Origin of the sequence: Sulfitobacter sp. UBA4523, from assembly GCF_002388305.1 — a bacterium.
Classification (GTDB): Bacteria; Pseudomonadota; Alphaproteobacteria; order Rhodobacterales; family Rhodobacteraceae; genus Sulfitobacter; species Sulfitobacter pontiacus.
This window is the reverse complement of record NZ_DGMH01000030.1, coordinates 38874-43994: the sequence shown is the minus strand read 5'-3', so window position 1 is coordinate 43994 and position 5121 is coordinate 38874. Positions and strand designations below refer to the sequence as shown.

Genomic DNA, 5121 nt, shown 5'->3' with positions numbered 1-5121 from the left:
TGGTCGCCGGTGTAGCTGTGGATTGTGGTCATATGGCCGTGCTTGATGCCGAAGGCGTCATGCAGGGTCTTGGCCAGCGGTGCCATGCAGTTGGTGGTGCAGGAGGCATTGCTCAGCACCGTGTCTTCGGCGGTGATCAGATCGTGGTTCACACCGTAGACAATTGTTTTCATGGCGTCTTTACCGGGGGCAGAGATGACGACCCGTTTCGATCCATTCGCCAGATGTTTGGCCGCCGCCTCGCGCGTGGTGAAGATGCCGGTGCATTCCAGCACGATGTCCACATCGCCCCACGGCAGGGCAGCGGGGTCGCGTTCTGCGGTCACGCGGATCGGGCCTTGGCCCACATCCATCGTGTTGTCGCCCAGGGTGACCGGACGGCCAAAGCGCCCGTGGACCGAGTCGAATTCGAACAGATGTGCGTTGGTTTCCAGCGGGGCGAGATCGTTGATCGCCACCACCTGCAAATCATCGTCGCCACGCTCCATCAGCGCGCGCAACACGTTACGACCGATACGGCCAAAGCCATTGATTGCCAATTTGGTAGCCATGGGGCGTCCTCCTGAATTTGATAGCGCTAACATCGACATTTATGACAAAGAGTCAACCTGTGCAGGGCAATATTGCGCCGGAAGCGATCGGAGGGAAGGGGCCGACTGTCGGATCAGCGCCAGAACGCCACCCACTCGATCAGGTCGACAAATTTCTTGGTCAGGAAAATCAGATGTTCGCTGCCATAGATCAGCGCATCAATCCCCAGTGCGGTCAGCAGTACAGCAGCGAGAGAGACAGCGATGGGGGTGTCCATGGGGGCGGTGGTCCTTGCCTGCGGGTGGCCCAGATATGACAGGGCAACCCGCGCGTCGCAAGTCTTAGCCCAGTTTACCCATGGCAACGGCAACATCGGCCATACGGACAGAGAAGGCCCATTCGTTGTCATACCACGCCAGGACACGCACCAGACGGTTGCCCACGACCTTGGTCTGGTCGGGCGCGAAGATCGACGAATGTTCGGTGTGGTTGAAATCGACCGACACTTTCTGTTCCGCATCATAGGCAAAGACCCGCGACATCGGGCCGTTTGCAGCGGCGCGCATGGCCTCGTTGACCTCTTCAACCGTGACATCACGGCCTGCCATAAAGGTCAGGTCAACCGCGCTGACGTTTGGCGTTGGAACGCGCATAGCCGTGCCATCCAGCTTGCCTTTGAGCGCGGGCAGCACTTCACCCAAGGCTTTCGCCGCACCGGTAGAGGTCGGGATGATCGCCATCGCAGCGGCGCGCGCACGGTAAAGGTCTTCGTGGCGGCGGTCCAGCGTCGGCTGGTCGCCGGTATAGCTGTGCACGGTGGTCATGATGCCGCTTTCGATGCCGAACGCATCATGCAGCGCCTTGGCCATCGGGGCCAGACAGTTGGTGGTGCACGACCCGTTCGATACCATCGTGTCCGAGGCCTGCAATTCGCCGTCGTTCACACCATAGACCACAGTGCGGTCAACGTTCTTGCCCGGTGCCGACAGCAACACGCGTTTCGCGCCCTGATCCAGATGGACCTTTGCCAGCAGCCCGTCGTTGAACTTGCCCGTGCATTCCAGCACGACGTCGCACCCTTCCCAGTTCAGCTCGTTCATCTGGTAGGTCGACATAACCTCCATCTCTCCGCGCCCCAGATCCAGCGTGCCGTTGCCGACCTTGACTTCGTTGGGAAAACGCCCGTGGACGGAATCGTATTTGATCAGATGTGCCGCAGTCTCCAGCGGGCCGGTCGCGTTGATGCGCACCACCTCGATGTCATCCCGGCCCGACGCCGCGATATGAGACAGGGTGCAGCGGCCGATGCGGCCAAATCCGTTGATACCGACTTTGATGGTCATGGGGGCGTCCTTTGGCAAAGATCTGGAACTTTGCCGGTTCTATATCTGGTGGTCGTGAACAGGGGAAAGGGCTAAAACCCCCTAATTTCCGTATGTTAGCGATAAATATTCGTGTTAGCGATAACCCTCAGATCGGCTTTGCCTTCTGCCTGCGCTGCGCTACCCTTACGCCAACAAATATGGAGAGACTGAATGAGCGGCCTATTAGCCCTGTTGGATGATGTAGCAGCGATTGCAAAAGTGGCCGCGGCCAGCGTGGATGATGTGTTCGGCCAGGCCGCCAAGGCCAGCGCCAAGGCCGCGGGTGCTGTCATCGACGACGCCGCCGTGACCCCGAAATACGTCAGCGGCTTCGAGGCCAACCGCGAGCTGCCGATCATCTGGCGCATCACCAAAGGGTCGCTGAAGAACAAGCTGGTCTTCTTGTTGCCCGCCGGTTTGCTCCTGTCGAATTTCGCGCCATGGTTGATCGCGCCCTTGTTGATGTTGGGTGGGGCCTACCTGTGTTTTGAAGGCGCTGAGAAGATCGCCCATGCGCTTGGGGTGGGGGGCAAAGGACACGAGGATCATCCCCCCGGTGCCGATGAAAAGGTGATCAAGGACCCCGCCAAGCTGGAAGAGCAAAAGGCCAAAGGTGCGATCAAGACCGACTTTATCCTCTCGGCCGAGATCATGACCATCGTGCTGTCAAACCTCGAGGTGTCAAATTTCTGGATGGAGGCAGGCGCTTTGGCCGCTGCCGCCGTGATCATCACGATCGCGGTCTATGGCTCTGTCGCGCTGATCGTAAAGATGGATGATGTGGGGCTTTATATGGCCAAGAACGGCAATCTCGGCCTGACCCGTGGTCTGGGTCGCGGGATCGTTCGCGGCATGCCGTGGTTCCTCAAGGCGCTGACCATTATCGGGACGGCGGCCATGCTCTGGGTCGGCGGATCGATCATCGTGCACGGTATGGAAGAACTTGGCTTCGGCGCGCTTGGCCACCTGATCCATGACTACGCCGTCGCTTTCGGCCATATGGTTCCGGTCGCGTATGAAGGTGCCGCCGAATGGATCGCCAAAGCCGCGATGGACGGTGTCTTTGGTCTGGCCCTTGGGCTGGTGCTGATCCCCGTCGGCGAAAAGATCATCACCCCGCTGTGGCGCGCGGTCTTCAACCGCAAGGATGCCGGCGCACACGCGTAAACGGGGCGGATATATGGGAGAGGAAGGGGGCGCAGCTTGCGCCCCTTTTTTTTATGGCTGGTCGGGGTTAATCGTTGGCGCACCTATGAACCCTGCCTATGAAGACAATCCCTAGGTTCGAATGCGGGCTGCGGAAGGAAAAGCCCTTGAGGCTGTCATGCGGTGGAACATTTGCCGCGCCTTGTCGGTTGAGCGGTAAGGCATGGGACTCCATAACGTTCACCCCGACATGTCCATTTTTGAAACTCGGTGCTGGATGCTTGATCCGCCACTCTGATATGGAGGTCTTTTCGTGAAATTCACCCCCCTCGCATGTGCGACCATTCTGGCTTGCGCCGTAGCGCCCGTTCTAAACGCAGGGGTCGCGTTGCCCAGTGCGACAATGTCTTCCCTGACCGTGCCTATGGGGCAGGACTCCCAGATCGTGAAGATCAAAAACGACAAGGAAAAAGGCCCCAAGAAGGCGAAGAAGGAAAAGCATAAGAAGGACAAGCACGGGAAGAAAGAGAAGAAACACAAGAAGAAACACGAGAAACAGGCCAAGAAGCTAGAGAAGAAGCTTGAAAAGCACGAAAAGGTAAAAGTGAAAGTCAAAGTGTCGAAGGAGGATCGTTCGCGTATTTCAAACGAGGTTCTCGAAGTGCGCGCACCTGAAGGTCGTGACATGAGCGTGCTACTTGGTGCCGTGCCACTCGCGCTCTTGGGCTCTCAAATCGCCTTTGCTGATGTCCCCGAAGATATACGGCTGACCTATCGCAACTGCCCACCGGGCCTTGCAAAAATGGACCCACCTTGCGTACCCCCTGGACTTGCCAAAAAAGGCGTGACCTATGAGGAATGGGTGGCATACGACGATAAGCAGCTTGACGCCATCTACCTTGATCAGCGTACGGAATTCTTGGATCGGGACGTGGTTGTCGAAGAAGATGCAAATCGTGACGTCGTCCTTGACGACGATACCCTGTTGCTCAGCTCGGAACAGATTGCATCGCTTTACGATCTTCGCCCCGCACCGGCAGGCAAGCGCTATGCTTTGATCGATGGCCAGCCTGTGTTGCTCACCCAAGAAGATTACACATCGCTGCTGCGGATCAATGAATTGGCGCGGGTTGAAAACCTACCAGACGGCGTGCGCATTGCACCTACAGCGGCGTTGACGCAGAACGAATTGCGCCAAACCTACAAGTTGCCACAGCTTGAGACCGGCAATAACTATGCTGTTGTGAATGGTGAGCTGGTGACGTTGCAGGACAGCGCATTCGAAACTTTGCAACTTATCCGGATCGCGCGCGCCATTTTTTGAGGCCACGCTGAAGTTAGACCGAGGGGCATGCGCCACGCCTCTCGCAGCTTTTGCCAGCGTCAGACGGCCCGCAACATTGTGGTACAAAAATAGAAAGGGGGAGCAAAATGCTCCCCCTTTTTCGTTGTGACTGTATCCGTTCAGATCACAGCAGCGCTTTGGCCTTGTCGGCGACGTTCTGCGGGGTGATGTCGAACTTTTCGAACAGCTCTTCTGCGGGGGCGGAGGCACCGAAGCGGTCCATGCCGACGAAATCGGCCTTGTTCCACTTGCCACGCTCGCCGGTGAGCCAGCGGTCCCAGCCTTGGCGTACGGCGGCTTCGACGCCGACGCGGACAGGGCCGGCGGGCAGGACGCGGCGGCGGTAGGCTTCGTCTTGGGCGGCGAACAGCTCCATGCAGGGCATGGATACGACGCGGGTGCCGATGCCTTCGGCTTGCAGCAGGTCACGGGCTTTCAGCGCGATCTCGACTTCAGAGCCGGTGGCGATCAGGATGACCTGACGTTTGCCTTCGGCGTCCGCCAGAACATAGGCCCCCTGTTCGGTGAGGTTCTTGTTCTTGTGCTCAAGCCGCACGGTGGGCAGGCCCTGACGGGTCAGCGACAGCACGGACGGTGTCTTTTTGCTGCTCAGCGCGATTTCCCAGGCCTCTGCGGTTTCAACCGTGTCAGCGGGGCGGAACACATAGGTGTTGGGTGTCGCGCGGCTGATGGCCAGATGCTCGACGGGTTGGTGCGTCGGGCCGTCTTCGCCCA

The 5121-nt window shown here is 58.6% G+C and carries 6 protein-coding genes; 2 read left to right on the top strand and 4 right to left on the bottom strand.

Annotated elements, in window-relative coordinates; all coding sequences use genetic code 11:
• From B3849_RS07755 to gap, 3 genes are all read right to left on the bottom strand, one after another.
• On the bottom strand, nt 1-551 hold a 551-nt coding region (locus tag B3849_RS07755), incomplete at its 3' end, for a type I glyceraldehyde-3-phosphate dehydrogenase (protein ID WP_286779990.1).
• Nucleotides 552-664: 113 nt separating this feature from the next.
• Nucleotides 665-808: a hypothetical protein gene (locus tag B3849_RS07750; protein ID WP_005852981.1), complete on the bottom strand. Its 144-nt coding sequence runs from the start codon at nt 806-808 to the stop codon at nt 665-667.
• 64 nt (nt 809-872) lie between these two features.
• Complete coding sequence (gap, locus tag B3849_RS07745; protein WP_009826779.1) at nt 873-1874, bottom strand: type I glyceraldehyde-3-phosphate dehydrogenase; 1002 nt, start codon at nt 1872-1874, stop codon at nt 873-875.
• Nucleotides 1875-2066: 192 nt separating this feature from the next.
• Here gap and B3849_RS07740 point away from each other — a divergent pair, with 192 nt between their 5' ends.
• Together B3849_RS07740 and B3849_RS07735 are read left to right on the top strand one after the other, a co-directional pair.
• Nucleotides 2067-3062 carry a DUF808 domain-containing protein gene (locus B3849_RS07740; protein WP_278426203.1) on the top strand — a complete coding sequence of 332 codons (996 nt, stop codon included), beginning with the start codon at nt 2067-2069 and terminating at the stop codon, nt 3060-3062.
• A 292-nt stretch (nt 3063-3354) separates the two neighbouring features.
• Nucleotides 3355-4365 (top strand): transketolase, encoded by a 1011-nt coding sequence (locus B3849_RS07735; RefSeq protein ID WP_278426202.1) that lies wholly within the window; start codon nt 3355-3357, stop codon nt 4363-4365.
• Between the two features lie 145 nt (nt 4366-4510).
• Here B3849_RS07735 and B3849_RS07730 read toward each other — a convergent pair.
• On the bottom strand, nt 4511-5121 hold a 611-nt coding region (locus tag B3849_RS07730; RefSeq protein ID WP_286779989.1), incomplete at its 5' end, for a transketolase-like TK C-terminal-containing protein.

Excerpts from the sequence above, each read along its gene's own strand:
- B3849_RS07750 (WP_005852981.1), bottom strand. The coding sequence starts at position 808 with ATGGACACCCCCATCGCTGTCTCTCTCGCTGCTGTACTGCTGACCGCA.
- gap (WP_009826779.1), bottom strand. The coding sequence starts at position 1,874 with ATGACCATCAAAGTCGGTATCAACGGATTTGGCCGCATCGGCCGCTGC.
- B3849_RS07740 (WP_278426203.1), top strand. The coding sequence starts at position 2,067 with ATGAGCGGCCTATTAGCCCTGTTGGATGATGTAGCAGCGATTGCAAAA.